This is a genomic window from uncultured Tenacibaculum sp. (assembly GCF_947504135.1).
Taxonomy (GTDB): Bacteria; Bacteroidota; Bacteroidia; order Flavobacteriales; family Flavobacteriaceae; genus Polaribacter.
On the sequence record NZ_CANNGG010000002.1, the window covers coordinates 236,465 to 260,869 of the forward strand.

Consider the following 24,405-nt stretch of genomic DNA (forward strand, 5'->3'; position numbering starts at 1 on the left):
TAGTATGGCATATAATATTATTCTGGTAGACGACCACAAAATGTTTTTAGACGGGTTGTTAAGCATTTTTAATAATGAAGAGGCTTACAATATTTTGTTAACAGCTAATAGTGGCGAAAATGTTATTAAGTATATAGGTGCAAATCCCAATCAACCAATAGATATTGTAATTAGTGATATATCTATGCCAGATATTGATGGTATTACATTAAACGATTACATAAAGAAAACTCGTCCAGAAATAAAAACATTGATTGTTAGTATGCATACCGATACAGGTATGATAGATACGTTAATAAAAAATGATGTTGATGGTTACTTGTCAAAAAACGCTACTCAATCAGAGTTACTTTTGGCTGTAAAAACAATACTGAGTAACGATAAGTACTTTTCAGAATCGGTGAAACAAGCTTACATGAATAATGTCTTTAATAAAGGAAAGGACACAATGGTAACACTTACCAAACGAGAAAAAGATGTACTAAAACTTATCGCTGAAGAATATACTACACAAGAAATAGCTGATAAACTTTTTTTAAGCAAACACACGATAGAGAGTTATAGGAAAAATTTGATATCGAAATTAAATGTGAAAAACTTAGCAGGTCTAACTAAATACGCAATAAAACTGGGCTTAGTAGAGTAGTTTTTACGTCTACCCCTGAAAACAGGGTATTAACTTTCGCTAGTTTCAGTCTATTTTAAGAAACACTTCCAACGCATCTTTGTACCGTAATTATTAAGCAATAAAGTTATGGTCATTTTTGGATGGCGTGAAGCCAAAATAAACATACAACCTGTAAACAATCATAGTTGTAGTTATTGTAATACACCAGAGCGTTTATTTATTCAGGTAAATAGATTGTATGCGCATATATTTTGGATTCCTTTTTTTCCATTATTCAAAAAAACGTATAGTATTTGCGGACATTGTAAGTTAGAGATGAGTAAAAGTCAAATGCCTCCAGATTTACAAAAAAAAGCAAAAGACTTTAAGCAAATAAGTAAAACACCTTGGTGGATGTTCTTTGGGCTTATAATCATAGCTTCATTAATGCTGTTTGTATTTTCTTCAGCACTTTTTAATTCATAAATAATAAAAATCAATATACAAACCATTTAAATTTTAATTAAACATGATTTACGGAATTTCATTAGTATTTCTAAGTATAGTGGCAGTACCGTCATTAATTTTAGCGAAAAAACCTAATGCAAAAGAGTTACTTGAAAAAATAGAGCCTTACCAAGGATGGATCGGTCTTATTTTTTGTATCTGGGGAATTTGGGGAATAATTTCAGCTATTTTAAACTTAGGTTGGTTAACTACTGCGCCAATTTGGTGGGTAACTTTATTAGCGGGTAGCGTAGTTGAAGCTGTCTTAGGATTTATGTTAGGATACGGAATGATAAACAAATTATTCTTATCAAAAAATGCTGAAGCTAAAGAAAAAGCAGAACAGTTGAGAGGGAAGATTGCGCCGAAACAAGGAAAGTTTGGAATATTAGGTATAATAGTAGGAATTTGGATGATTGTTGCTTCATTTTTATTCATATAAAACCTAAAAAGAAAGAAAAAGAAAAATATTTATAGCATTGCAAACTAAGGTGAAATATAGGTAGGGGTGTGGGGTTTCTATCAAAAAATCAAAAGCCTTGTTTGCAATGTTTTTTTAAACAAAAGGAAAGTTTACTTTTATAATCCAATAAAAAATTGTCAAAAATGAAAAAGATAAAAAGTGTTTTAACAATCATGGTAGCGTTTGTATTATTAGCAAGCTGCCAGAAAGAAACTCCGCAAAAAGTTGTTGAAAAAACAGTGTTAAAAGCCAATTTGTTAACGGCTAATTATGGTATAGGATATTTTGAACAACTGAAAGAATTACAAAAAAATGAATATTTAAAGTATTATGATAATGATGGAGAAGAATATGCCGCAACATTCTCTCAATATCTTCATAAGGTAACAATTCCAGATTTAGAAAAAAGTTTAAAAGATGTTCAAAAGTTAGAAATAAACGAAGACTCAAAAGAGTTGATAAATACTTCTATTGAATTGTTCGAATTTTGTATTAGTTTTTATAAAGAAGACTATGCAGAAATAGCCTACATGTACGACGAAGGAAAATCTCAACAAGAAATTTATATCTTAATCAATGAGTTTGAAGCTAAAAGTTTTCAAGAGTTTAAAGAGAAAAACCTTAAACTAGATGAAGCGGCTAAAATTTATGCTGAGAAGAAAGGGGTAAAGTTGAAGTTTGTTTAAAAAAAGCAACCCTTTTAAGGCTGCTTTTCATCTTTAAGAAACTAAATTTTTAATTCGTTTCGCAATAGTTTTTTTAATGTCTTTAGGGTAACTTCTATCTCCGTGAAAAACATCAGCCATAGCTTCGCTAAACTGCTGGCCGTATTTTTTTAATACAATATTTCGAATACTTTTTTGTTCGTAAAACCATTTAGAAAGCCATAAACCAGTTTTTATTTCAGGAAGTAAGTTTTCTGATATTTTTTCTAAGTATAACTTTTCAGCTAATTCAGACTTTTTATTACTCTCAATTATAGCTTCAGCAGCCAATTTACCACTGTAAATAGCGTTAGAAATTCCCTCAGCTGTAATAGGATCAGCAAAACCAGCAGCATCACCAATTAAAAACACATTGTTTTTAACAAATCCGTCTGTACGAGGAGCAACAGGGATTTGAAAACCATGTTGTGATTCGCTAACAATATTTGTAATCCCTAATGTTTTTAAATATTCTTGGTAATATTCTTTTAAATTAATTTTTGTTCTTCTTGCGGAAGCAACTCCGATAGATAAATGTTTTTTCTTCGGAAAACTCCAAGCATAACCATAAGGAATAGCATCAATATCAAAACGAACTTCTTTTGATAAACGTTCAAAATCTTCGTCAGAAACTTCTACTTCATATTCTAGAGCAGGAATTAATTTACGGGTATCTTCTTTCCATCCAGCCATTTTAGCTGTTGGACTCAAAGCGCCATCAGCAGCAATAACAAAATTAGCAGTAAAATTGCCTTTAGAAGTTTCTAGAGTAATAATGTCATCAGAAAAAGTTAATCCTTTTAACCTGTGATTTTCTAGTAAAGTAGCTCCAAATTCTTTAGCTTTTTGGGTAATAAGATTGTCAAAAGAATCACGCATGATCATAGAAATTGTAGGCTCTTCTCTATGTGTTTTAAAGTGAAGTTTCTCTCCCAAATAAATATCAACAGTATGGAACTCTTTTTCTACTACCTCTTTAATATCAAAAGGTAAGTTTTTACGACCTCTAAAAACAAAACCTCCACCGCACGTTTTATAACGGGGTAAAGTTTCTTTTTCAATAATAACAGTTGAAATACCTTTTTGTGCTAAATAAAAAGCTGTTGAAGCTCCTGAGGGTCCGCTACCAATAACAGCAACATCGTAGTGTTGTTTCATAGATTTATTTTAATTCGGATAAAAATACATTTTTATTCCGTACAAAATAATAAATCTACCAGTGTAAACGAGTCATAATAGGATGATGATCAGATAATTCTAAATCGGTATACGTTTTAAAATGGTTGATAGTCGTGTTTTTATCAGCCAAAATAAAGTCGATTCGCATAGGGTAGATATAGCGAAAAGACTTACCCAGACCCATGCCAGCTTCAATAAAAGCATCTTTTTTATTTGTTGCTAGCTGCTTGTATGCCCATGAATAGGCAGTGTTGTTAAAATCTCCACAAATTATTTTTTTACCTTTCCAAGTAGCTTCGTGTTGAGTTATCAAATCAACCTGATCAACTTGTTTCACAAAACCATTTTCTAAGCGTTTAAATAAACGTTCAGAACTTTTTTCGCCAAAATTCTCTTTTTTCGGATTAAGTTTTAACGATTCTAAATGTACATTGTATACACGAACGGTGTCTTTTTTTATAACAATATCAACAAAAATAGTGTTGTTGGCACTGCTTTTAAAATTAAGAGAACCGGAGTTAATGATAGGGTATTTTGAGTAAATCGCTAATCCGAACTTATTTGTTTTGGTTTTAGTTTTTATGTACTTGTAAGGAAGTTTTATGTCTAAAAGTTTTGAGTTGTAAAACTCTTGAAAAGCAATAACATCGGGAGTTTTGTCATTAATGAACTTGTATATTTTTTGCTCGGTTGTAGCATCATTTTCATGTTTGTAATGATTAAACAAACGAACATTATAACTCATAATTTTTAAATCATTGTTAAGTATAACTTCTTTGTTCGTAAACTTAATTAGGGGAGTAGAAATAAACCATCCTATAATTAAAACAAGAAATGATAATAAAGCATTTTTATGAATTTTAATCAACCAATAAACAAAAAAGCAAATATTAGTAACAACTAGTAATGGAACAGTTAAACTAAAAACTGAAAGAAAAGGAATTGTTTTAGGAGAAATATATGGAAGCGCATACGAAAGCAATAAAACAGTTGCAAAAACTGAATTAATGAAAAATAAAAATTTATGAGCTATCGAATACTTTCTCATTTAGTTTTTTCCTTGTTTGAATAAAAATTCTTTTTCACTTTTACTAAGTGTATCGTAACCAGACTTGCTAATTTTATCTAAAATAGCATCAATATCTTGTTGATTTTGTGTCTTATTAGCGCTTTTTTTAGGAGTTTTATTACCCGATTTATATACTGTTTTAAGCTTTGGTTCTTTTTTAGCAAAGAATTTTTTAATCGATTCAAAAATATCTAACTCTTTATTACTAGCACTACGAACGTAGAAAAAACCAAACAAAGCACCGCCAATGTGTGCTAAGTGTCCACCCGCATTTCCGGCAGGAATTTGAATAATATCAATAGCTACCCAAATACATGCCAATACCCACAATTTTACAAAACCAATTAAAGGAAATTTTAATTCATAATTAGGCATGTAGGTAGCAATACCTATAAAAATAGCTGAGATACCAGCAGAGGCTCCTAACAAAACACTATTATGAGCAACATTTTGTAAAGCAGGGAAAAAGTTATAGCTAGCTATAAAAATAATTCCTCCAAATATAGTTCCTAACAAGTAAAAACTAAGTAGTTGTTTGGGAGTAAAATATTGTTGAAATAAATATCCTACATAAAACAAAGCGATTAAGTTTAATAAAATGTGTAAAAAACTCGTATGTAAAAAACCATAGGTAATAAGAGTCCATGGTTTGGTGATAAAATCGTTAAAACTGGCAGGCAAAGCAAACCATTCAACAATAAAGTTAGTTTTTGATTGGAATAAAAAACCAAAGGTATTGGTGGTAAAAACCAATAAAAATACAGCAAGGTTTACATAAATAAGTTTTTCAACTACACCTGCGTGCTTAAATCTATATTTTAAGTTATCTAGTATGTTCATTACACATAGCTTCTTTTATAAATATACTAAATTAATGAAATCTGAATTGATTTTTCTTCCAGTACCATGCTATAATAAAACCGATAATAGCTCCACCAACATGGGCAAAATGCGCAATATTACCGATAGAATAACTCGTCATTCCGAAGAATAAATCACTCAAAATAATTAACGGAATAAAGTATTTTGCTGCTATTGGAACAGGGAAGAAGATCAATGCTAGTTTAGCGTTAGGGTAAGTTAATCCGAAAGCAACTAAAACTCCGTAAACAGCACCAGAAGCACCTACAGCAGGAGTGTTGTATAAGCTGTAAAATTCACTCATTTCCTTGTTTGAAAGTGTAATCAAACTATCGTTATACCTTCCCATGTCTAAAATATTTTGTATTTCAGCAGGCGATACTCCCATCCCAATTAATTGCTCATAAATTCCATTAAACTGATAGTAATTTGCAAGTGTATAAATTAATCCAGCTCCTATTCCAGCAGAAAAATAGAAGAATATAAACTTATTTCTGCCCCACATTTGTTCTAACGGAGTACCAAACGCCCATAAACCATACATGTTAAAAAGTAAATGTGCAGGTCCGCCATGCATAAACATGTGTGTAATATATTGCCAGAAACCAAAATGCTCATTTGTAGGATAGTGCAAAGCAAACAAATTGGTTAAATCCATATTTAATAACTGCGGAGCAAAAAATAGAATCACGTTAATGATTATTAAATGCTTTATGGCTTGTGTTAATCTAGGCATATTACTTTTTATTTATTAAAAATGGCATCTATTTCATTTAAAGCTAATGTTTTAAACGTAGGTTTGCCAAATGGTGAAATGTTAGGTTCTTTACAAGAGAATAAGTTGTTTACTAAATTTTCTTGTTCTTTCATATTTAAAGAAGTACCAGTTTTTATAGCTAGTGATTTTGCAAAAGATTTTGCCATTACGTCAAAGTGACTAAAACTACTATCAGGTACTTCGAGTTTAATATCGTCTAATAACTGTTCTAAAATAAGGGTGATTTGACTTTCACTTATAGAGGTTGGAATTCCTGCAATTACTACACTTTCTTTGGTGAACTCATCAAACATAAAACCAGCACTCTCTAAATCAGATTTTATACTGTATATCATTTCTATATCAGATGAAGAGAAAGAAATATTTACAGGAAACAGTAATTGTTGACTGCTTGCTTCTTTAACTGTAATATTCTCTAAAAACTCTTCATACAAAACACGTTGATGTGCTAAAGATTGATGAATTAATACCACGCCTGATTTTATAGAACTCAACAAGTATTTTTTTTGAATTTGGAAGGTCTTTCCTGTTTCAGTTTCTTGTTCAGACTCAAAAAGTTGCTCTTGTTGAGTAGGTTCAATAGTATCAGTATTTGTATATAAAGCTTCCCAACTTCCAGTATCTTTTTTAAAATTAGATTGATAACTGTGTGTTGTGTTACTTTTAGAAGAGCTACTTGTATTAGAAGGTTCTTTGTAGTTAGTTTCCGTTTTAAAAGGATTAAATGTAGGATCAACTGTTATTGGAGGAACTGAAGAGTTACTTTTTTTACTATAATCGTAAGGAGTATCTAAAGTAGCATCTCTATCAAAATCCAATACAGGAGCTACATTATATTGCCCCAAACTATGTTTTACAGTAGCACGTAAAATAGCATATAATGCTTTTTCGTTATCAAACTTAATTTCCGTTTTTGTAGGATGAATGTTAATGTCAATCGTATTTGGAGGTACTTCTAAATACAAGAAATACGAAGGATGCGCTCCTCCTTCCAACAAACCTTCAAACGCATTCACAACCGCATGATTCAAATACGAACTTTTGATAAAACGGTCATTCACAAAAAAGAATTGTTCACCACGTTTTTTCTTAGCAAACTCTGGTTTAGCTACAAACCCATTAACAGTAATAATATCTGTTTGCTCATTAATAGGAACTAATTTTTCATTCATTTTAGTTCCAAAAATAGCTACGATACGTTTACGTAAATTACTTTTCTTTAAATGATAAACTTCGTTGTTATTATGATGTAATAAAAAAGAAATGTTGGGGTGTGCTAAGGCTACACGTTGAAATTCATCAACAATATGACGAGTTTCAACAGTATCAGATTTTAAAAAGTTACGACGTGCAGGAATGTTAAAAAATAAATTTTTAACAGCAATACTAGTTCCTTTCGCAGCTGACACCACCTCTTGAGAAGTTATTTCACTACCTTCAATTTTTATCTGTGTTCCTAATTCATCATCTTCTTGCTTCGTTTTTAATTCAACATGCGCAATGGCTGCAATAGAAGCTAAAGCTTCTCCACGAAATCCTTTGGTATTTAGGTTGAATAAATCTTGTGCATCTTTAATTTTCGAGGTAGCATGACGTTCAAAACTTAAACGAGCATCGGTAGCACTCATTCCTTTGCCGTCATCTATTACTTGAATTAAAGTTTTTCCAGCATCTTTTAACAATAGGGTAATAGAAGTAGCACCAGCATCTATAGAGTTTTCAATCAGTTCTTTTACTACAGAAGCGGGACGTTGAACGACTTCTCCAGCAGCTATTTGATTGGCAACATGATCAGGAAGTAACTGTATGATATCTGACATTTAGTTATTTTTAGGGAAAAAGATTGAAAGATCAAAATCGATAATGAATAAGAAAATAAGCGTTAAAATCAATGCGATAATTACGATTGTTTTATTAAATCGGTATCCTGACCCTTTAAGATCGTCTAAAGCAGCGTTGAATTTCCCTTTTAAACTCTTCTTCTTTCCAATAGTAGTTCTATACTGATCAAACTTTTGTTTTATCTCATAAGGATTCCCTTCTCCTTGATAATAACGAGGTTTGTAATCGAACTTTTTATTTTCTCTTTTGATAAATCCCATAAAAATGTTGCTTCATTAATAGCTTATGTGGAACAAAAATCACACCAAATAAGTCGAAATTCAAAGTTACTGAATTATAGAGAGGTGGTCAAAAATAGTGAATAAATTAAAGTTAAAAAAAAGCGAGAAATCTTAAAAAGATTTCTCGCTTTTTATTCTCTTTTTTTAAGAAATTAAAACCCTAATGAGTTAGATGTGCGCTCTTGGCTTTTAATAGCAGCCATTTTAATAGCAGCTACAGCGCATTCAATTCCTTTGTTTCCTAATTTTCCACCAGAACGATCAAGTGATTGTTGCTTGGTGTTGTCAGTCAACACACAGAAAATTACAGGAACATCGTACTTTATGTTTAAATCTACAATTCCTTGTGTTACCCCTTCGCATACAAAATCGAAATGCTTTGTTTCACCTTGGATAACGTTTCCAATTGCGATAATAGCATCTAATTTTTGAGTTTCAATCATTTTTTTGCATCCGTACACCAATTCAAAACTACCAGGAACGTCCCAAGAAATAATATTTTCTTGTTCAGCACCACAATCTACTAAAGTTTCAATAGCACCTTTATGAAGGTTTTGAGTGATTTCAGGATTCCATTCTGAAACAACAATCCCAAATCGAAAAGATTTCGCATTTGGGATTGAAGCTTTATCGTAATAAGATAAATTTGTTGTTGCCATTACTGAGCGTATTTTGCGCTGTTGATATATTTTTCAATATCTCTTCCTTGATCAGAATCAGCGTATTTTTCTTTAATGGTTGTGTATAATTTTTCAGCTTTACTGTACTCTTTTAAATCCATAGCAATTTGAGCTGCTTTGAATAAGAATAAAGGAGTTGTAAATTGATTGTCTTTTTTGTTGGCTGCTTGTTGGTAGTAATCTAAAGCTTCTTTTGGTTGGTTAATGTCTGCAAAAGCATCACCAATAGCACCTAAAGCAGTAGGACCTAATAATTCGTCGTCAGATTTAAAGCTACTTAAATAGTCAATAGCTTCTTCATACTTTTTCATTTTTAAGTAAGAAATACCAGCATAATAGTTTGCTAAGTTACCTGCATTTGTACCGCTAAATTGATCAGCAATATCAATAAAACCGTATTTACCATCACCACCTTCTAAACCTAATGTGTATAAAGAATCTGCAATAGCACCTGCAGAAGTATTTGCTTTATCGAAGAATGTACGAGGGTACGCTAATTCATTTGAAGCTTCTTGTTGTGTAGGTTCAGCAATAAATTTATTATAAGCTAAGTACACTAAAATTAAAGCTGCAATAGCTACCAATCCGTAAAATAATGGCTTGCTGTTTTTCTCAATCCATTCCTCTGATTTGTTTGCAGTTTCGTCTAAAGTATTAAATACTTCAGCGGTAGTACTTTGCGTTTCATCAAATGTTTCTTCTACTTCTTGTGTAACCTTTTCTTTCTTAGGTTTATAACCTCTTTTCTTGTATGTAGCCATAGTTGCTTAAAAAATTAGTGGCGACAAAAATAGTTTTTTTAATTGGATTTTAAAAGTCGTTTTTTCGTAAATTTTCGATAATTTGCGCTTTCTTTCAGTAATAAGGCTTATTCATGTATTTGCAAAAACTATCTTTGGTAAACTTTAAGAATATTGAATCGCAAACTTTTGATTTTCAAAAGAAAATTAACTGTTTTGTAGGAAATAACGGTATTGGAAAAACCAATGTGTTAGATGCAATTTATTACCTGTCATTTGCCAAAAGTTACTTCAATTCGATTGCTGGACAGAATATCCGACACGGTCAAGAATTTTTTATGATTGAAGGAGATTATTTGTTAAACGACCGACAAGAAAAAATTATTTGCTCCTTGAAAAGAGGTCAGAAAAAAGTATTGAAACGCAATGGAAAAACTTATGAAAAATTTTCTGAACACATAGGGCAGTTACCGCTGGTAATCATTTCTCCTGCAGATAGAGATTTAATTGTTGAAGGAAGCGAAACGCGTCGTAAATTTATTGATGGAGTAATTTCGCAACAAGACAAACAGTATTTACAAGCTTTAATCTCGTACACAAAGATTGTAAGTCAACGAAATGCCCTGTTAAAGTATTTCGCAGCAAATAGAACATTTGATGCTCTGAATTTAAAAGTATACGATGAGCAGCTAATTGAGTATGGAACGGTTATTTATAACAAAAGAAAAGCTTTTTTAGAAGAGTTTGTGCCTATTTTTAACGATAAGCATAAAATTATTTCTGGAGCAAACGAAGAGGTAAATTTACGTTATAAAAGTCAGTTGCACGAGGTGTCTTTAGAAGTTTTGTTGCAACAAAACTTAGAGAAAGACAAGATGCTGCAGTATACATCTGTTGGAATTCATAAGGATGATTTAAATTTTGAGATAGAGGAACATCCGATTAAAAAATTTGGTTCGCAAGGACAACAAAAATCGTATTTAATAGCATTAAAATTAGCGCAGTTTGAATTTATAAAAAAACAATCAAACGTAACTCCAATTTTGTTATTAGATGATATTTTTGATAAGTTAGATGAAAATCGTGTTGCTCAAATTGTTGATTTAGTGAATAGTGATGAGTTTGGACAAATTTTTATCACAGATACGCATGCTGATAGAACAGAGGAAGTGATAAAAAAGAGTAATCAAGAATATCAGATTTTTAAATTATAATAGCGTTGCTATGAGCAAGGCACAAAGTAGAATAAATGGCTAAAAGAGAAAACGATAGTTTTTCAATCAAAGATTTAATGGGGAGCTTTATTCAAGAGAATAATAAATTGAAAAAAGGATTTCAAAAAATTCACATTGACGAAGCTTGGGAAAAATTGATGGGTGCAGGAGTAGCTTCGTATACCAGTGAAGTAAAACTACAAAACGGAACCTTAATTGTTCGTTTATCTTCTTCAGTATTGCGAGAAGAGTTAAGTTACGGAAAAGACAAGATTGTCCGTATGATTAACGAAGAAATGGGAGAAGAACTTGTTAAAAAACTGATGTTGGTTTAAAAGAAGTTTTTTGGTTTGTTTTAAAAATGACAAAATGACCTTTTTTTAATAAAAAAATAATAGGTGGCTGTAAAAATAACAGTCGAATGTTAAAGAAAATTAAAAGTTAATAAAAGAAGTTGTCTCGTTTTTTATTTTGGCTCATTATTTGCAAAATAGGTGATTGAAATCACTTAAGGTTTCATATTTGAAATAATGTTTAATTAAAATTTTGTAATTATGAGCAGTTTAATTAATGTTCCTAAAAACGGAAGTTTAACAAGCACTAATTCAAACGTAAACTTCCCTAACTTGTCTAGTTGGCTAGATGATGTGTTTAATAGAGATCTTCCAGCTGTGTTTACATCAAACTTTAATACAGGTATTACTTTACCTAAAGTAAACATTAAAGAAACAGCAGATAGTTATATTGTAGAAATGGCTGTTCCTGGTTTAAGTAAATCTGATTTTCATATAAATATTGATAATCAAATATTATCTATTAGCACAGAAATAAAAGAAACAAATGAAGAAAAACAAGAAAACTATACTCGTAGAGAGTTTGGATATTCTTCGTTTAAAAGAACATTTACGCTACCAGAAAGCGTGAATGATGATAAGATTAATGCTAGCTACAAGGATGGTATCTTAAACATCTTTTTACCTAAAAAAGATGAAGCAAAACAAAAACCAGCAAGAACAATTAAAATTTCATAATGTTTTTTTATCCTTAAAGGAGGTAAGGAGGCTGAATTAACAGCCTTCTTTATAAATATTTTCCTATTAATTTAAAATACAATCATATGCCTAGAAAATTTAAATCAGGAGATTGGGTGAGATTAAAAGGTAGTAATAAAACTCCAAAGATGGAAGTGCTCAAATACATCCTAAAGAAGGATGCCTTATTAGGGGTGAATAATAATGATACTTATTTAGAGTGTTTGGTATAAAGAAGGTGAACGAAAATCAAAAATATTTCATCAAAACAATTTAGTGAAGTCACCAGAAACAGGAGGTTTATATAAGGTGTAGAAGTTTAATTAACCTTATTAAGTTTACGAATTGTTTAACAAAAAATAAAAATGATGAGAAAGTATATGTTATGTATGGTCTTGGCTTTGTTAACTATTAGTTGCAATGGTCAAAAACACAGACAAAAAGAAAGTGTTGAGCGTATAGAAAAACAACCTAAAGGAAGTTGGAAAGTTGATAAAGAGTTTGATGAAAATGGAAACTTGATACGGTATGACAGTATTTATACCTGGTCACTTAACAACAATGAAACAAATCTTTCTTCTATTGACAGAGATAGTTTGTTAAAATCATTTAAATCTAAATTTTTTACAAACTTTTCAGAATTTCAAAAGCAAGGATTTGAAGATGTCTTTTCTGAAGACTCTCTTTTTAGTAAACATTATTTTAGTAATGACTTTTTTAAAAGTAATTTTGGTAGAGAGTTTATGGAGATAGATAAAATAATAAAACAAATGGAAGATAGGCAGAAGAAGTTTTTAGAAAAATATCAGTCTGAATTTATAAACCCTAAATAAGCTAGTTTAAATTAGCTAAAAGGATGCATTTTGCTTAGTAAAGGGAAAATAATTAGAGAAAGATTTATAAAAAAACTCGCTACAAAACTGTAGCGAGCTTTTATAATATCTATAAATTTAGTAACCTAAATTAAAGATTAAAACATTTCTCTTCCTGAAAAGTGGAAAGCACCTTCGATAGCTGCATTCTCATCAGAATCAGAACCGTGTACTGCATTTTCACCAATAGAAGTAGCGTATAATTGACGGATAGTTCCTTCAGCAGCTTCAGCAGGGTTAGTAGCACCAATTAAAGTTCTAAAATCTTCAACAGCGTTGTCTTTCTCTAAGATCGCAGCGATGATTGGTCCGCGAGTCATAAACTCAACTAATTCACCAAAGAAAGGACGCTCGCTGTGTACTCCATAAAAAGTTTCAGCATCACGCTTAGTCATTTGAGTTTTTTTCATAGCTACGATTCTAAATCCTGCAGCGTTAATTTTTTCTAAAATTGCACCAGTGTGTCCGTTTTCAACAGCATCTGGTTTAATCATTGTAAAAGTTCTATTTGTTGCCATTATTAAATGTAATAATTATCAATAAAATGATAAATTCCTTAATTGTTGTTGTTTACACAAACTTTGTGTAAATCGGCGCAAAAATACACTTTTTAATGTTATCTACAAGTTAAGGGTATATTTCGTTGATTTCTTGTAAGATAGCTCCATCTTTACCACGCATTTGTAAGGTGGCTTTTTTAGTTTTTAAATCTAAAAGTAACGTACCATAGCTTAAAGAGTTTACAACTTTTCCAATTCGGTAGTCATTTTTTTCAGAAGTAAAAGAAGAATACGCATGTGTTAACCCACTTGAAGTGAAATCAATAACTGGGTATTTTAATCCTTCGACAGTTGTTTTAGAGAATTCAGAAATATGTCTATCTCCTGAAAGAAGAATTACACTCGTATTTTTAGCTTCTTTAATTAAGTTGAATAACTTATCTACTTCATGAGGGAAGTTACCCCATTTTTCAAAACCGTGTTCTTTTGATAGTATTTGAATACTGCTTACAACTACTGTGAAAGTAGCGGTAGAGTTGGTAAGTTCGTCTGTAAGCCATTTCCACTGAGTATCACCTAAAACAGTACCTTCGTTATAACTGTTTGGTTGAAAACGTTGTCCGTTAGTTCCCTTAGTTAAAGCAGTTCTGAAGTAGCGTGTGTCAAGAACAATTACTTTAACATCTCCATTTTTGGTGTTAAATGTTTTTGAGTGATACACACCTTTTTGTTTTCTTCTTGGAGAGTCTTTCGGTACATCTAAAAAATCTAAAAATAACTGCTGACTTTCATCTTTCATCACAAATTCTACTCCAGCATCGTTTTTACCATAATCATGATCATCCCAAGTAGCAAGTATAGGAGTTGTAGAGCTTAATTCTTTGTAGCCTTTTATGTTTTTTTGAGTTTTATACATGCGTTTCATTTTACGCATATTGTTGGTGTCGGCATAAATATTATCACCTCCCCAAATCCATACATCTGGTTGTAATGAAACGATATCTTGCCAAAAAGGATTGTCAAGTTTTTGGTTGTTGCACGATCCAAAAGCAATGGTGAAATTTTCTTGTCCAAATGAGGTGATAGAAAAAGTAACTAAGAGTACAAAAGAAATTATAGATTTCATAAATGTTATGATGATTTAATTTTTATGCGAAGAAACAAAAAGAAAAGCTTAAAAAGGTTAGTAAAACATTAATTTGTATCTTCGCCACTTATGATTTTAAAGCACTTTACAGAACTAAAGCAATTTTTATCACAACCAAGAAATATTGTGATTATAGGACATAGAAATCCTGATGGAGATGCAATTGGCTCAACCTTAGGGTTAAAACACTATTTGGATAAAAAAGGGCATACTACTCAAGTGTTGATGCCAAATGAATATCCTGATTTTTTACATTGGGTTCCGGGTTCAGAAACAGTTAAGCGTTTTGATAGACAAAACAAGCAATCTGTAAAAGCTTTAGCAAAATCAGAGATCGTTTTTTTATTAGATTTTAATGCTTTGCATAGAGTTGGAGATGATATGCAAAATACTTTAGAGCAATATGAAAATGAATTTGCATTGATAGATCATCATCAACAACCAGATGAATTTATGTACATGTATTCAGATACTTCAATGTCTTCTACTTGTCAAATGGTCTATAATTTCATAGAAATGATGGATGATGTTGAGTTGATAGATAAAAATATTGCTACTTGTTTGTATACGGGTATTATGACGGATACTGGTTCTTTTCGTTTTCGTTCTACAACGAGTACAACCCACAGAATCATAGCTCATTTAATAGATAAAGGAGCTGAAAATGATAGAATTCACAGCAATGTGCAAGATTCGAACTCGTACGATAGGTTGTTGTTGTTAGGGCAAGCTTTGAGTAATATGAAGGTGTTGCCAGAATATAAAACAGCATTTATAACACTAACGGAGGAGGAAAAGAGAAGGTTTAATTACGAAAAAGGAGATACGGAAGGAGTTGTGAATTATGCACTATCTTTGAAAGGGATTGTTTTTGCAGCTATTTTTATAGAGGATGAAGAGCAAGGAATTATAAAAATATCTTTCAGATCTAAAGGGAATTTTTCAGTAAATCAGTTTGCTCGTAACTACTTTAATGGAGGAGGGCATGACAATGCTGCAGGTGGAAGAAGTGATGAAAGTATGGAAGATACGATAGCAAGATTTAAAACGTTATTAACTTCGTATCAACAAGAACTACAAAATTCGTATGAAGCATAAAACAATACTTTTTATTCTTATAACTTTATTGGTGGTGGTTTCGTGTGAAAAACCTGAAGCAAGAAGACCTAAGCAACACGGTACAACAAATTTTTATGATGAAGTTCTTGAAGAGAATAAAAAATTAAACGCTTTGGAAAAAGAGCGTTTAGAAAAATGGATTTCTCAAGATACAATTGCAGAGTATAAAACTTCACCTCATGGTTTTTGGTATACTTATCTTACAAAAGATACCTTAGGGTTAAGTAGTCCTAAACCAGAAGATGTAGTTTTATTATCATATAGTATTTCAGATATGAGCAACGGACTTATTTATGAAAGAAGAGAAAAAACTTATAAAGTAGATAAAGAAGATTTTATTCCTGCATTACAAGAAGGAGTAAAGTTGATGAAAAAAGGAGAAACTATTACATTTGTAATTCCATCATATAGAGCTTTTGGAGTTACAGGTGATGGAAATAAAATCGCTGTTAATCAGCCAATACAAAGTACAGTAACACTAATCGATATAAAATCAAAAAAAGACAATGAAATTAACTAATATTTTAGCAGCTACGGTAGTAGGTTTATCAGTTGTATCTTGTAGCAACGGTCAATTCAAAGAAAAAAGCTCATTAGCAACAGAAGTAGATTCTGTAAGCTATGCTTTAGGATTAGATATGGCAAATAAAATTAAAGTAAACTTTGATGATATGGATCAAGGTTTATTCGTTCAAGGCTTTAAAAACGGAATGGATTCTACCAACTTATTAATAGAGTCAAAAGACATCAACAATATTTTAAGAACATTCTTTCAAAAGAAACAACAAGAAAAAATGAAAGAAATGCAAGAAGAGCAAGCTAAAAAAGCAGAAGTTGAGTTTGGAGATAACAAAAAAGCAGGAGAAGAGTTTTTAGCAGAAAACAAAACTAAAGACGGAGTACAAACTACTGAAAGTGGCTTACAATACATCGTTTTAAAAGAAGGTGAAGGTGATGCTCCTACTGCAAGCTCTAGAGTTAAGGTTCATTATCACGGTACTTTAACTGACGGAACCGTTTTTGATAGTTCAGTTGAAAGAGGGGAGCCAAGTGAGTTTGGAGTAGGGCAAGTAATTAAAGGGTGGACAGAAGGTTTACAGTTAATGAAACCAGGAGCAAAATACAAGTTTTTCATCCCTCAAGATTTAGCTTACGGAGCACAACAAAGAGGGCAGCATATTAAACCTTTTTCAGCTTTAGTTTTTGAAGTTGAGTTATTAGAGGTAAAATAAAATTAAACTCAAAAGGTTGATAATTAATTAGGTTAGCACTGGTTGTTAACCTAATTAATTGTTTATAAAAGTAATTTTTTTAAAAATAAATTAATGAAACTATTTAAAATTCTACTATTCGTGTCGGTGTTGTTTGCGTCATGTAAAACAACAAAATATTCTGATTTAGAAAATGGATTGTATGCTGATATTCAAACCAATCAAGGTGATATTTTAGTAAAATTGTTTGATAAAGATGTACCTATGACGGTGGCTAATTTTGTAGCTTTAAGTGAAGGAACGCACCCTAAAATGACCGATTCTTTAAAAGGAACTCCTTTTTATGATGGGGTTGTATTTCATAGGGTGATTAAAGATTTCATGATACAAGGAGGAGATAGAACTGGTAAAGGAAGTGGAGATGCAGGGTATACTTTTCCTGATGAATTTACTACAGATGAAGAAGGGGAGCTATTACATAAGCATGATGGACCAGGTGTTTTATCTATGGCTAACTACTCAAGGCCAGTAACAAACTCTAGTCAGTTTTTTATTACTCATAAAGCGACTCCTTGGTTAGATAATGGACATTCTGTTTTCGGACGTGTTTTAAAAGGTCAAATGGTGGTAGATACTATCCAAAAAGGGGATGTTATTAATAAAGTAGTGATTCTAAGAATAGGAGAGAATGCAAAAAAATTCGAAGCATCATTAGTGTTTGAGCAAGAGTTAGCAAATGCAGAGAAGATGGAGGTAGAGCGCAAGCAAAAATTAGAAGAGCTAAAAAAGAAATACCAAGAAGAGCAAGGAATTAACGATGCAATTACTACTAATTCAGGATTAAAAATTTTATCGTTACAAAAAGGAAATGGGAAAAAAGTAAATCCAGCTTTGCCTACCACTGCACATTATACATTATATTTAACAGACGGAAGAAAAATAGATTCTAGTTTAGATAAAGGTGAAGCTTTTGTTTTTACAGTTGACGATGAAAATTTTCCGTTAATAGCTGGTTGGAAAGAAGGAGTGAAAACGATGAGAGAAGGAGATAAAGTACGTTTGTTTATTCCTCATTATTTAGGATATGGAGACCAAAGAATGGGGCCAATTCCTCCTAAATCAGATTTAATTTTTGAAATAGAAGTTTTAAAAGTAGGAAAGTAGTTTTGATAGAAAATATTATACAAAAAGATAAAGAGCTTTTAATTTATCTTAATAATTTAGGAAGTGAGCAATGGGATGGTTTTTGGATAACAATAACCAATCAGTTTACTTGGACTCCTTTATTTGTTTTTGTGCTTTTTTTAGTGTTTAAGCAATTTGGATGGAAAAAAGGTTTGTTTACAGTCTTGTTTATAGCTGTTATCGTAGCTTTTTCTGATCAGTTTACGAACTTAATAAAAAACACTACCGAAAGAGTAAGGCCTTGCAATGCAGAGGGTATAAAAGAGTATTTACGCCAAATAAAATACAGATCTGGCGGGTATAGCTTTTGGTCAGGACACGCGTCATTGTCAACCACAGTAACAACGTTTATGATTTTATTGTTAAGAAAGCATTTTAAGATGATTTACTTAATGATTTTATTCCCTTTAATATTCGGTTATAGCCGTATTTATTTAGGAGTGCATTTCCCTGTAGATGTAACAACAGGGTATGTTACAGGAATCATATTAGGAACATTGTTTTACTTCGGGTATTCTGCCCTAGAAAAGAAATTAAGTTTAGTAAAAGAACAAGAGTAGTATAAGAATTTAAATACTTATTAAAATCAAAAAAAGCTTACGTAATTGTAAGCTTTTTTTCTTTAATCCCCTAAAAAAAAACCGAAGCTTTCACTTCGGTTTTGCGGAGAAAGAGGGATTCGAACCCCCGGACCTGTTACAGTCAACGGTTTTCAAGACCGCCGCATTCGACCACTCTGCCATTTCTCCTGAGCGTCTCATCAGATATTCCCTGATTGCGGGTGCAAATATATGACCTTTTTTCAATTCTAAAAAAGTTTTTACCTACTTTTTTTAAGTTTTTTTCAATCAAAAAGTAAAGGTAATTATAACACTTTTGCAATCAGTTAGTTTGCTTTAACTTGGAGAAGAAAAAAAATACTGTTTTTTTATTGAATCTAATGATGGGTTAGGTAAAACAGTAGCTTTGTAAGGAAATAATAGACTTTTAAATGTAGATTTTTTTATAAAATAATTCTACCTTCGTTCTTAAATTTATTAAGTATGTTTAATTCGTTTGGAAATATTTTAAAAGTGACTACTTACGGAGAATCTCACGGAGTGGCAATAGGAGGTGTTATTGATGGATTCCCAGCAGGAATGAAAGTAGATTTTGAAGCAATTCAATATGAATTAGACCGTCGTAAACCAGGTCAGTCTAAAATTGTAACACAACGTAAAGAACCAGATACAGTTGAGTTTTTATCGGGAATTTTTGAAGGTGTTACTACAGGAGCTTCTATTGGTTTTGTAATTAAGAATACCAATCAGAAAAGTAAAGATTACAATCATAATACCGACGTATATCGCCCTTCACATGCCGATTATACTTACGATAAAAAATATGGTATTAGAGATCATAGAGGTGGAGGAAGAACCTCTGCGCGTGAAACTGCCAATTGGGTAGTAGCAGGGGCGTTGGCAAAACAGTTAATAAACCATATAAATATTAATGCATTTACCTCGTCAGTTGGTGATGTGTTTATGATGAAACCGTATCAAGAGTTAGATTTTTCAAAAACAGAAAGTAATATTGTTCGTTGTCCTGATGAACAATCTGCTGAAATTATGATTGATAAAATCAATGAAATACGCAAAGCAGGTGATACGATTGGAGGAACTATTACTTGTGTGGCACAAAATGTACCTGTAGGTTTAGGAGAACCTATCTTTCATAAGTTACATGCTGAGTTAGGGAAGGCAATGTTATCTATCAATGCAGTAAAAGGGTTTGAGTTTGGAAGTGGTTTTTGCGGAGCGAAAATGCAAGGTTCTGAACATAACGATATTTTTAATCCAGACGGAACAACACAATCTAATCTGTCAGGAGGTATTCAAGGAGGAATTTCTAACGGAATGGATATTTACTTCCGTGTAGCGTTTAAACCTGTGGCTACCATTATGCAAAACCAAGCAACAATTAATTCAAAAGGAGAATCTACCGATATTCATGGAAAAGGGCGTCACGATCCTTGTGTGGTGCCGAGAGCGGTGCCTATTGTAGAGGCGTTGACAGCTTTGGTATTAGCAGATTTTTGGTTGTTAGACAGAACTAGAAGAATATAATTTTAAGCTGAACTTCTAAAGTTGATAAATATCAAATCAATCTAACAAGCTTGTTTTAATAAAAAAGCTCACCATTAGGTGAGCTTTTTCTATATCTGTTTATTGAAAACTATGCTAACATCGTAACTGGGTTTTCAATATACGTTTTTAAAGTTTGTAAAAACTGAGCACCAACAGCACCGTCAACCGTTCTGTGGTCACATGCTAGGGTTAATTTCATTGTATTACCTACAACGATTTCTCCGTTTTTAACGACTGGTTTTTGTACAATTGCTCCAACCGATAAAATAGCTGAATTAGGTTGGTTGATAATTGAAGTAAAACTTTCAATACCAAACATTCCTAAGTTAGAAACTGTAAATGTACTTCCTTGCATTTCGGCAGGAGTAATTTTCTTATTTCTAGCTTTACCTGCTAAATCACGTACCGCAGCACCAATTTGTGTTAAACTTAACGCGTCGGTATGTTTTACTACAGGTACAACTAAACCTTCATCAACAGCTACAGCTACACCTACGTTAATATGACTGTGGAATAAAGTGTTATTATCTGTCCAAGTAGTATTTACTTGTGGATGTTTTTTTAATGCCATTGCACATGCTTTTACTACCATATCGTTAAACGATATTTTAGTATCAGGAATCTCGTTGATTGTTTTACGAGAAGTCATGGCATTATCCATATCTACTTCTATATTTAAATAGAAGTGAGGAGCAGAGAATTTAGAATTACTTAATGCTTTAGCAATAGCTTTGCGCATTTGAGAATTCTTAACTTCAGAAGTGTCTTCTTCTCCAGCAATTGCAAAATTAGTTGCTGCTGAAGGTGTAGCCGCTACACTTTCGCTTGCTGCTACTGGAGCTTCAACTTTAGCAGTTGGGGTATAGTTTTCAACATCTTTTTTGATGATACGACCATTTTCTCCAGAACCTTTAATATCTGCTAAATTAATTCCTTTGTCTTTAGCAATTTTCTTAGCTAAAGGAGAAGCAAAAATACGTCCACCTTTATTATTTGATACAGTCTCTACTGGAGCAGCAACTGTTTCTGTTTTATTTTCTACAGCTTTAGGAGCTTCTTCTTGTTTTTCAGAAGTTTCTCCACTAGTTAGAGTGCCAGCTTTGTGAGCTTCTACTAATGATGAAATATCGGTACCAGCTTCACCAATAATAGCTAATAAGCTGTCTACAGGAGCGCTTTCACCTTCTTGAACACCGATATGTAACAAAGTACCTTCATTGAAAGATTCGAACTCCATGGTAGCTTTATCAGTTTCAATTTCAGCTAAAATATCACCTTCTTCAACTTTATCACCTACTTTTTTTAACCAAGAAGCAACGGTACCTTCAGTCATTGTATCACTTAAACGAGGCATGGTTACCACTTTCACTCCTTCAGGAATAGCAGTATTTGTAGATGTTGCTTTGGGCTCTTCAGTTTTAGGTTCTTCTGATTTTGTTTCAGCAGAAGCGGAAGTGTTTCCATTTAATAATGCTGAAAAATCTTCTCCTTCTTCACCAATAATAGCTAATAAACTATCAACAGGAGCTGTTTCGCCTTCTTGAACTCCGATATGTAATAAAGTTCCTTCATGGAAAGACTCGAATTCCATTGTAGCTTTATCAGTTTCGATTTCAGCTAAAATATCACCTTCTTCAACTTTATCACCTACTTTTTTTAACCAAGAAGCTACCACTCCTTCTTCCATTGTATCGCTTAAGCGAGGCATGTTTATAATTGTAGCCATAGTTTACTTAGATTTTATAAATGGATAATCTTCTTGTTCATATACCATATCATATAATTGATTAAGCTCTGGATATGGAGAATCTTCAGCGAATTTTTCACATTCTTTAACCATATCTTTTACTTCTTTATCAATTGCTTTGATCTCATCTTCTGTAGCGTACTCTTTTTCTTTGATGACATCTAAAACTTGAGTGATAGGATCTATTTTTTTATACTCTTCAACTTCGTCTTTTGTACGATAATGTTGAGCATCTGACATAGAGTGACCTCTATATCGGTATGTTTTCATTTCTAAGAAAGTAGGACCATCACCACGACGAGCTCTTTGAATAGCTTCATCTACAGCTTCAGCTACTTTGATAGGGTTCATACCGTCAACTGGTCCACAAGGCATTTCGTACCCTAAACCTAATTTCCATATATCTGTGTGGTTTGCAGTTCTTTCAACAGAAGTTCCCATAGCATATCCATTGTTTTCAACAATAAATATTACAGGTAACTTCCAGTTCATTGCCATGTTAAAAGTTTCATGTAAAGAACCTTGACGTGCAGCACCATCACCAAAATAACATAAAGTAACAGCATCGCTACCTTTGTATTTATCTCCAAAAGCGATACCAGCACCTAATGGAATTTGTCCTCCTACAATTCCGTGACCACCATAAAAACGGTATTCTTTCGAGAAAATATGCATTGAACCACCCATACCATGAGAAGTACCTGTAGCTTTACCATATAACTCAGCCATAACACGTTTTGGATCTTCACCCATACCAATTGGTTGAACGTGATTACGATAAGCAGTAATCATTTTATCTTTAGTCAAATCCATTGCATGTAATGAACCGGCTAAAACAGCCTCTTGACCGTTGTATAAGTGTAAAAAACCTCTTACTTTTTGTTGAATGTAAACTGCAGCTAGCTTATCTTCGAATTTTCTCCAAAATAGCATGTCTCTATACCAATTGATATAGGTTTCTTTGGTGATTTTCTTCATTATATACTTAGTTGTTTATTTAAATGTTTGTTTGCTTTACTTATTACAAAACGTAGCTACAAAAATAAGTAGTTTTTAGTAATTTAAAAAAAGTTATTACTAAAAGTTGAAGAAAGGTTTTTGGAGAAGTGTAAAGGTGTAATTATTATTCTTTAGCTACAATTATAGTGGCTTTAGCAGCTGTAGCTAAATTCCACTCGTTAGATGAAATTAACATACCTGCATCGTTATAAATTTTAAATGCGGCTGTGTTTGGACCAGAGGTACCTTGGTTTAAAGCTACAATTTTTATAGTGTTAATACCTTCATCTAAAGGAAGGTTGAAAGACTGATAACGTTGTTTAAGTGTTAAGTTACTTACAACAGGTACGTCATTTATATAGATGGTTACTCTGTCTCCATCAGGATATTGGTAATCTCTACAAATAATATTTACACTACCACTTTTTGTTCTGAAACTTCCTAAATCTTGATCAATAACAGGGTATTGATACATTCCGTTTACTTGTTTAAAAGCTTTTAGGTGTCGTTCTTCGGCAATTTTAGCTCTTGTTAAAATTCCTTTATTCTCAAACTCACTTTTAGCTCGTTGTTTTTCAAGTTCTTTTTGTAGGTCGTTATGTGCAGTTTTAAAACCACTATCACTATTAAAATCTAAGCTCTTAGGTTTAGTAACTTCTTTTGCAGGCGCAGTAATAATTCCGAAGGAAGTATTTCCTTTTTCTTTACCGCCTGTTGTACCATCCATTTGAGCAACAACATTAGATGTTATGCTGAATAAAAAAATGATAGCGAGTGTTGGTGTAATTTTCATCATTGCAAAAAAACTAAACAAATATAATGCCGATTTTTAAGAGCTTCTTTTAATAAAGAGTTAAAACTAATTATTTTACAGGGAAATCAAAAAAAGTTTTAGGGAAAGGTTCACCTCTAAGAGTAAAATGCCACCATTCTTTACTGTAAGACCTGAATCCATGTTTATTCATAACTTTTTGTAGTAATTGTCTGTTCTTTTTTTGTTGATCAGAAAGACTATCATAAGCGATATGAGATGAAATTCCGAAGAAATCATACGGACTTCCCATGTCTAATTCTTCTCCAGTTTCTAAATTGATGATGGTAAGGTCAACAGTACTACCTCTTGAATGTCCAGATTTAGAAGAAATATATCCTTTTTTAAACAGATGGCGCTTGTTTATTTTTGGATAGTATTGCTGTTTCATTAAAGTGTCGTTTACTATTCGAGCCCATTTTACAAAATGATTAACAGCTGTTTGTGGGCGATACGCATCGTATATTTTTAAGCCTAAGTTTTTGGTAGCTAACTCATCTTGTACTTTTTTCAAAGCTTCAGCAGTAGGAGTGGTGGCAATCAATATATTTTCTTCGTATCCATTAACTGGAACCCCCATAAAGTTGTTGTTATGGCAATATCTTAAATCAGCTTGTATTGTGGGAGAAATATCATTAATATATGAAAAACCTTTAGGTAAATTTTGAGAGTGAACTCCTAAAGTAATTAGTAGAGCTAAAGTTAAAATCCATTTCATAGAGTGAGGGTAAA

The 24,405-nt window shown here is 32.2% G+C and carries 29 protein-coding genes and 1 tRNA gene; 15 read left to right on the top strand and 15 right to left on the bottom strand.

The window, feature by feature from the left end:
• Positions 1-4: 4 nt before the first annotated feature.
• The 4 genes from Q0663_RS04525 (at position 5) to Q0663_RS04540 (ending at position 2,263) form a co-directional block, all read left to right on the top strand.
• On the top strand, positions 5-646 hold the full coding sequence (locus Q0663_RS04525) for a response regulator transcription factor (RefSeq protein WP_299007041.1): 642 nt from the start codon (positions 5-7) through the stop codon (positions 644-646).
• 108 nt (positions 647-754) lie between these two features.
• Positions 755-1,093, top strand: a complete 339-nt coding sequence (locus Q0663_RS04530) for a hypothetical protein (RefSeq protein ID WP_299007043.1) — start codon at positions 755-757, stop codon at positions 1,091-1,093.
• 43 nt (positions 1,094-1,136) lie between these two features.
• Positions 1,137-1,556 carry a hypothetical protein gene (locus tag Q0663_RS04535; protein ID WP_299007046.1) on the top strand — a complete coding sequence of 140 codons (420 nt, stop codon included), beginning with the start codon at positions 1,137-1,139 and terminating at the stop codon, positions 1,554-1,556.
• 164 nt (positions 1,557-1,720) lie between these two features.
• Positions 1,721-2,263, top strand: a complete 543-nt coding sequence (locus Q0663_RS04540) for a hypothetical protein (RefSeq protein WP_299007049.1) — start codon at positions 1,721-1,723, stop codon at positions 2,261-2,263.
• A gap of 33 nt (positions 2,264-2,296) precedes the next feature.
• On the opposite strand, the gene Q0663_RS04545 is transcribed toward Q0663_RS04540, so the two are convergent.
• The 8 genes from Q0663_RS04545 to Q0663_RS04580 all read right to left on the bottom strand — a co-directional run bounded on the left by Q0663_RS04545 (position 2,297) and on the right by Q0663_RS04580 (position 9,732).
• Positions 2,297-3,439: a geranylgeranyl reductase family protein gene (locus Q0663_RS04545; RefSeq protein WP_299007052.1), complete on the bottom strand. Its 1,143-nt coding sequence runs from the start codon at positions 3,437-3,439 to the stop codon at positions 2,297-2,299.
• A 55-nt stretch (positions 3,440-3,494) separates the two neighbouring features.
• A complete protein-coding gene (locus tag Q0663_RS04550; RefSeq protein ID WP_299007057.1) occupies positions 3,495-4,508 on the bottom strand; it encodes an endonuclease/exonuclease/phosphatase family protein in 1,014 nt (337 codons plus the stop codon).
• A complete protein-coding gene (locus Q0663_RS04555; RefSeq protein WP_299007078.1) occupies positions 4,509-5,369 on the bottom strand; it encodes a rhomboid family intramembrane serine protease in 861 nt (286 codons plus the stop codon).
• 31 nt (positions 5,370-5,400) lie between these two features.
• Entirely contained in the window at positions 5,401-6,126 is a 726-nt protein-coding gene (locus Q0663_RS04560; protein WP_299007082.1) for a rhomboid family intramembrane serine protease, read from the bottom strand.
• 8 nt (positions 6,127-6,134) lie between these two features.
• Positions 6,135-7,988 carry a DNA mismatch repair endonuclease MutL gene (gene mutL / locus Q0663_RS04565; RefSeq protein WP_299007084.1) on the bottom strand — a complete coding sequence of 618 codons (1,854 nt, stop codon included), beginning with the start codon at positions 7,986-7,988 and terminating at the stop codon, positions 6,135-6,137.
• Positions 7,989-8,270, bottom strand: a complete 282-nt coding sequence (locus tag Q0663_RS04570; RefSeq protein WP_299007087.1) for a riboflavin synthase subunit beta — start codon at positions 8,268-8,270, stop codon at positions 7,989-7,991. It abuts the gene before it with no gap.
• 173 nt (positions 8,271-8,443) lie between these two features.
• Positions 8,444-8,950, bottom strand: coding sequence for a 6,7-dimethyl-8-ribityllumazine synthase (ribH, locus tag Q0663_RS04575; RefSeq protein ID WP_299007090.1), 507 nt, complete (start codon positions 8,948-8,950; stop codon positions 8,444-8,446).
• Positions 8,950-9,732: a tol-pal system YbgF family protein gene (locus Q0663_RS04580; protein ID WP_299007093.1), complete on the bottom strand. Its 783-nt coding sequence runs from the start codon at positions 9,730-9,732 to the stop codon at positions 8,950-8,952. The genes ribH and Q0663_RS04580 overlap by 1 nt, the downstream gene beginning before the upstream one ends.
• A 113-nt stretch (positions 9,733-9,845) precedes the next feature.
• Between Q0663_RS04580 and Q0663_RS04585 the strand changes: the two genes are divergently transcribed.
• From Q0663_RS04585 to Q0663_RS04605, 5 genes are all read left to right on the top strand, one after another.
• A complete protein-coding gene (locus tag Q0663_RS04585) occupies positions 9,846-10,925 on the top strand; it encodes a DNA replication/repair protein RecF (protein WP_299007096.1) in 1,080 nt (359 codons plus the stop codon).
• A gap of 35 nt (positions 10,926-10,960) precedes the next feature.
• Positions 10,961-11,260: a DUF721 domain-containing protein gene (locus Q0663_RS04590; protein WP_299007099.1), complete on the top strand. Its 300-nt coding sequence runs from the start codon at positions 10,961-10,963 to the stop codon at positions 11,258-11,260.
• Positions 11,261-11,479: 219 nt separating this feature from the next.
• The gene (locus Q0663_RS04595) at positions 11,480-11,956 is read left to right on the top strand and encodes an Hsp20/alpha crystallin family protein (protein ID WP_299007102.1); all 477 of its coding nucleotides are present in this window, start codon (positions 11,480-11,482) and stop codon (positions 11,954-11,956) included.
• An 86-nt stretch (positions 11,957-12,042) separates the two neighbouring features.
• The gene (locus Q0663_RS04600) at positions 12,043-12,189 is read left to right on the top strand and encodes a hypothetical protein (protein ID WP_299007105.1); all 147 of its coding nucleotides are present in this window, start codon (positions 12,043-12,045) and stop codon (positions 12,187-12,189) included.
• 135 nt (positions 12,190-12,324) lie between these two features.
• Entirely contained in the window at positions 12,325-12,789 is a 465-nt protein-coding gene (locus Q0663_RS04605) for a hypothetical protein (RefSeq protein WP_299007108.1), read from the top strand.
• A 137-nt stretch (positions 12,790-12,926) separates the two neighbouring features.
• Here the strand turns inward: Q0663_RS04605 and Q0663_RS04610 are convergent, their stop codons facing one another.
• Together Q0663_RS04610 and Q0663_RS04615 are read right to left on the bottom strand one after the other, a co-directional pair.
• Complete coding sequence (locus Q0663_RS04610) at positions 12,927-13,346, bottom strand: nucleoside-diphosphate kinase (RefSeq protein WP_028892988.1); 420 nt, start codon at positions 13,344-13,346, stop codon at positions 12,927-12,929.
• A 109-nt stretch (positions 13,347-13,455) separates the two neighbouring features.
• On the bottom strand, positions 13,456-14,454 hold the full coding sequence (locus tag Q0663_RS04615) for an alkaline phosphatase D family protein (RefSeq protein WP_299007111.1): 999 nt from the start codon (positions 14,452-14,454) through the stop codon (positions 13,456-13,458).
• Between the two features lie 90 nt (positions 14,455-14,544).
• On the opposite strand from Q0663_RS04615, the gene Q0663_RS04620 reads away from it, so the two are divergent.
• From Q0663_RS04620 to Q0663_RS04640, 5 genes are all read left to right on the top strand, one after another.
• Positions 14,545-15,573 carry a bifunctional oligoribonuclease/PAP phosphatase NrnA gene (locus tag Q0663_RS04620; protein WP_299007114.1) on the top strand — a complete coding sequence of 343 codons (1,029 nt, stop codon included), beginning with the start codon at positions 14,545-14,547 and terminating at the stop codon, positions 15,571-15,573.
• Positions 15,563-16,114 (top strand): gliding motility-associated peptidyl-prolyl isomerase GldI, encoded by a 552-nt coding sequence (gene gldI / locus Q0663_RS04625; protein WP_299007117.1) that lies wholly within the window; start codon positions 15,563-15,565, stop codon positions 16,112-16,114. The genes Q0663_RS04620 and gldI overlap by 11 nt, the downstream gene beginning before the upstream one ends.
• A complete protein-coding gene (locus Q0663_RS04630; RefSeq protein WP_299007119.1) occupies positions 16,101-16,826 on the top strand; it encodes an FKBP-type peptidyl-prolyl cis-trans isomerase in 726 nt (241 codons plus the stop codon). Before gldI ends, Q0663_RS04630 begins: the two co-directional genes overlap by 14 nt.
• 93 nt (positions 16,827-16,919) lie before the next feature.
• Positions 16,920-17,969 (top strand): peptidylprolyl isomerase, encoded by a 1,050-nt coding sequence (locus tag Q0663_RS04635; protein WP_299007122.1) that lies wholly within the window; start codon positions 16,920-16,922, stop codon positions 17,967-17,969.
• 2 nt (positions 17,970-17,971) lie between these two features.
• Positions 17,972-18,550 (top strand): phosphatase PAP2 family protein, encoded by a 579-nt coding sequence (locus Q0663_RS04640; protein WP_299007126.1) that lies wholly within the window; start codon positions 17,972-17,974, stop codon positions 18,548-18,550.
• A 104-nt stretch (positions 18,551-18,654) separates the two neighbouring features.
• Here the strand turns inward: Q0663_RS04640 and Q0663_RS04645 are convergent.
• Positions 18,655-18,739 (bottom strand) — tRNA-Ser (locus Q0663_RS04645).
• 294 nt (positions 18,740-19,033) lie between these two features.
• On the opposite strand from Q0663_RS04645, the gene aroC reads away from it, so the two are divergent.
• Entirely contained in the window at positions 19,034-20,095 is a 1,062-nt protein-coding gene (aroC, locus tag Q0663_RS04650; protein ID WP_299007129.1) for a chorismate synthase, read from the top strand.
• A 109-nt stretch (positions 20,096-20,204) separates the two neighbouring features.
• Here the strand turns inward: aroC and Q0663_RS04655 are convergent, their stop codons facing one another.
• The 4 genes from Q0663_RS04655 to Q0663_RS04670 form a co-directional block, all read right to left on the bottom strand.
• Entirely contained in the window at positions 20,205-21,842 is a 1,638-nt protein-coding gene (locus Q0663_RS04655) for a pyruvate dehydrogenase complex dihydrolipoamide acetyltransferase (protein WP_299007132.1), read from the bottom strand.
• A 3-nt stretch (positions 21,843-21,845) separates the two neighbouring features.
• Entirely contained in the window at positions 21,846-22,841 is a 996-nt protein-coding gene (pdhA, locus tag Q0663_RS04660) for a pyruvate dehydrogenase (acetyl-transferring) E1 component subunit alpha (protein ID WP_299007135.1), read from the bottom strand.
• 145 nt (positions 22,842-22,986) lie between these two features.
• Complete coding sequence (locus tag Q0663_RS04665; protein ID WP_299007137.1) at positions 22,987-23,658, bottom strand: hypothetical protein; 672 nt, start codon at positions 23,656-23,658, stop codon at positions 22,987-22,989.
• Between the two features lie 67 nt (positions 23,659-23,725).
• Complete coding sequence (locus Q0663_RS04670; RefSeq protein ID WP_299007141.1) at positions 23,726-24,391, bottom strand: M15 family metallopeptidase; 666 nt, start codon at positions 24,389-24,391, stop codon at positions 23,726-23,728.
• Positions 24,392-24,405: the final 14 nt, after the last annotated feature.

Coding starts and splice junctions, on each gene's coding strand:
- Q0663_RS04525 (WP_299007041.1), top strand. CDS start 5: ATGGCATATAATATTATTCTGGTAGACGACCACAAAATGTTTTTAGAC.
- Q0663_RS04530 (WP_299007043.1), top strand. CDS start 755: ATGGTCATTTTTGGATGGCGTGAAGCCAAAATAAACATACAACCTGTA.
- Q0663_RS04535 (WP_299007046.1), top strand. CDS start 1,137: ATGATTTACGGAATTTCATTAGTATTTCTAAGTATAGTGGCAGTACCG.
- Q0663_RS04540 (WP_299007049.1), top strand. CDS start 1,721: ATGAAAAAGATAAAAAGTGTTTTAACAATCATGGTAGCGTTTGTATTA.
- Q0663_RS04545 (WP_299007052.1), bottom strand. CDS start 3,439: ATGAAACAACACTACGATGTTGCTGTTATTGGTAGCGGACCCTCAGGA.
- Q0663_RS04550 (WP_299007057.1), bottom strand. CDS start 4,508: ATGAGAAAGTATTCGATAGCTCATAAATTTTTATTTTTCATTAATTCA.
- Q0663_RS04555 (WP_299007078.1), bottom strand. CDS start 5,369: ATGAACATACTAGATAACTTAAAATATAGATTTAAGCACGCAGGTGTA.
- Q0663_RS04560 (WP_299007082.1), bottom strand. CDS start 6,126: ATGCCTAGATTAACACAAGCCATAAAGCATTTAATAATCATTAACGTG.
- mutL (WP_299007084.1), bottom strand. CDS start 7,988: ATGTCAGATATCATACAGTTACTTCCTGATCATGTTGCCAATCAAATA.
- Q0663_RS04570 (WP_299007087.1), bottom strand. CDS start 8,270: ATGGGATTTATCAAAAGAGAAAATAAAAAGTTCGATTACAAACCTCGT.
- ribH (WP_299007090.1), bottom strand. CDS start 8,950: ATGGCAACAACAAATTTATCTTATTACGATAAAGCTTCAATCCCAAAT.
- Q0663_RS04580 (WP_299007093.1), bottom strand. CDS start 9,732: ATGGCTACATACAAGAAAAGAGGTTATAAACCTAAGAAAGAAAAGGTT.
- Q0663_RS04585 (WP_299007096.1), top strand. CDS start 9,846: ATGTATTTGCAAAAACTATCTTTGGTAAACTTTAAGAATATTGAATCG.
- Q0663_RS04590 (WP_299007099.1), top strand. CDS start 10,961: ATGGCTAAAAGAGAAAACGATAGTTTTTCAATCAAAGATTTAATGGGG.
- Q0663_RS04595 (WP_299007102.1), top strand. CDS start 11,480: ATGAGCAGTTTAATTAATGTTCCTAAAAACGGAAGTTTAACAAGCACT.
- Q0663_RS04600 (WP_299007105.1), top strand. CDS start 12,043: ATGCCTAGAAAATTTAAATCAGGAGATTGGGTGAGATTAAAAGGTAGT.
- Q0663_RS04605 (WP_299007108.1), top strand. CDS start 12,325: ATGAGAAAGTATATGTTATGTATGGTCTTGGCTTTGTTAACTATTAGT.
- Q0663_RS04610 (WP_028892988.1), bottom strand. CDS start 13,346: ATGGCAACAAATAGAACTTTTACAATGATTAAACCAGATGCTGTTGAA.
- Q0663_RS04615 (WP_299007111.1), bottom strand. CDS start 14,454: ATGAAATCTATAATTTCTTTTGTACTCTTAGTTACTTTTTCTATCACC.
- Q0663_RS04620 (WP_299007114.1), top strand. CDS start 14,545: ATGATTTTAAAGCACTTTACAGAACTAAAGCAATTTTTATCACAACCA.
- gldI (WP_299007117.1), top strand. CDS start 15,563: ATGAAGCATAAAACAATACTTTTTATTCTTATAACTTTATTGGTGGTG.
- Q0663_RS04630 (WP_299007119.1), top strand. CDS start 16,101: ATGAAATTAACTAATATTTTAGCAGCTACGGTAGTAGGTTTATCAGTT.
- Q0663_RS04635 (WP_299007122.1), top strand. CDS start 16,920: ATGAAACTATTTAAAATTCTACTATTCGTGTCGGTGTTGTTTGCGTCA.
- aroC (WP_299007129.1), top strand. CDS start 19,034: ATGTTTAATTCGTTTGGAAATATTTTAAAAGTGACTACTTACGGAGAA.
- Q0663_RS04655 (WP_299007132.1), bottom strand. CDS start 21,842: ATGGCTACAATTATAAACATGCCTCGCTTAAGCGATACAATGGAAGAA.
- pdhA (WP_299007135.1), bottom strand. CDS start 22,841: ATGAAGAAAATCACCAAAGAAACCTATATCAATTGGTATAGAGACATG.
- Q0663_RS04665 (WP_299007137.1), bottom strand. CDS start 23,658: ATGATGAAAATTACACCAACACTCGCTATCATTTTTTTATTCAGCATA.
- Q0663_RS04670 (WP_299007141.1), bottom strand. CDS start 24,391: ATGAAATGGATTTTAACTTTAGCTCTACTAATTACTTTAGGAGTTCAC.